Genomic DNA, 1,738 nt, shown 5'->3' on the forward strand with positions numbered 1-1,738 from the left:
CTCGCGCTTGGGAATGCGCCTCTTCGTCCTGCGAGGAATGTTCAGGCCCAACTCGCAGTACACCCGCCAGACCCGCTTGTGGTTCCAGGGCCGGCCATCCAGGCGCAGCCGGTCGAAGCACTTCCAGAACCCCCAGCGGCCATTGCGCTCGACGACGCCGCTGAGCGCGTCGATGACCTCGGCATCCTTCTCCTGCGGCAGCGGCGGCACCTTGTAGTACGCCGCCCGCGACAAGCCTGTGGCTCTACATGCTCGCTGAACCGACAAGCGGTGCTCGGTCACCATGACCGCCACCACCTGCCGCTTCGCGGACGGCGTCAGAATTTTTTTGTCAGCACGTCCTTGATCGCTGCGTTCTCCAGCGCCAGGTCGGCATACATGCGCTTGAGCCGCGCGTTCTCCGCCTCCAGCTCGCGCATGCGCGTCAGGTCGGACACCGTCGCACCTGCGTACTTGCTCTTCCAGGCGTAGTACGTCGGCGAGCTGATCCCGTGCTTGCGGCAGATCTCCGCCACCGGCACGCCTGCCTCACCTTCCTTGAGGATCGCCACGATCTGGCTCTCCGTGAATTTGCTCTTCCTCATCGGCCTGTTCCTTCCGGGGTTGGGCCGCATTCTCTGGTTTCAGCTGTCTACTTGGTGGGGGAGCTTACGGCATCAATGCAAGCGATGTCGCGCGTCCACTTCACGTTCGGAGCCGCCGCCGTGAAGTCCCGCTGCAGCAGGTTCCGTCTACGGGCTACCCTTCGTACCCCCTTCCAACATCACTTCCACGAACCTCGCCTCAAACTGCGCAGCGGGGGCTGCCCGTCGGCCCAAACATCCCCGAGCATGAACAGCGCCATCTCCACTTCGGCCGCGTCCAGTCGAACAGCGCGGGCGACGCTGGAAAGCACGGCCAGATAGTCCAAGTAAGCACGAGCGGTTCTGGTGGAACTGCTGAGGATCTGGGTGTCGGAGCTGAACGCTTGTTTTCCTACGAGTGGCCGTCGTCCCATGACCGGGAATGCCCGAACGTCCTGAAGTTGAACGTCACGCAGTGCGATCGAAACCCTCGAATCGAAGATTCCATAACGACTCTGATCCATGAAGCAGATCCATTTGCTCACCGTCGCGATTCCGAGACCTGGTATCGAGAGGAGCGCCACTAACGTTGACTCCTGCATCGACGTGTAGGCGGGGGTAGTCCCATCAAATGCGGCAAGAACTTCGAGCAGCGCCGGAAGGAAGTTTGAGGCGCCCAGCACAAGGTTTGGTACAGGCTGCCCAAAGCCCCAGTCATGAATGTCATTCGCTGCATCAAGCAGCTGTTTTTTTGACCGAGAGCGAACTGCGCTCTGCAAGGGAGAACACAGGTGATCCCGAGTCACCCTAGCCTGCGGCAACCCGACTCCTCGCCACATGAACCTCAGGTATTCTCGTTGGATCCTCGCAGCCGGGTAAACGCGCAAGACGTCCTGCGAGATGGCATGGATTTCTGTTGGGGTGTAGTACGTTGACATGAGCAAAATATGTTCGATGGAATCCCCAAGGACGGTCTGCACAACTCACGCCCCGGCATGCTGATGCGCTGAACCAATCATAGTGTGATGTCGCCGTCCACCGATCTACTTTGGCGTTCCGGCTCGCAGCCTCGATTCGGCTGCAACCGAGGCAGTCATGCTGAGCTGCGGACGCACTCATGCCGCCGCTCCCAGTAGTTTGCGGCGCACTATCCACGAATTAGCCAGTGCAAACAG

1 protein-coding gene and 1 pseudogene are annotated in these 1,738 nt (G+C 60.4%); both read right to left on the reverse strand.

Annotated features, from left to right (window positions below):
• Positions 1–584 (reverse strand): annotated as a pseudogene (locus tag I73_RS34240) (transposase); the annotation flags it as partial.
• 179 nt (positions 585–763) lie between these two features.
• The gene (locus I73_RS21995) at positions 764–1,501 is read right to left on the reverse strand and encodes a hypothetical protein (protein ID WP_374701974.1); all 738 of its coding nucleotides are present in this window, start codon (positions 1,499–1,501) and stop codon (positions 764–766) included.
• Positions 1,502–1,738 lie beyond the last annotated feature (237 nt).

Origin of the sequence: Ideonella sp. B508-1, from assembly GCF_000333615.1 — a bacterium.
Lineage (GTDB): Bacteria > Pseudomonadota > Gammaproteobacteria > Burkholderiales > Burkholderiaceae_C > Ideonella.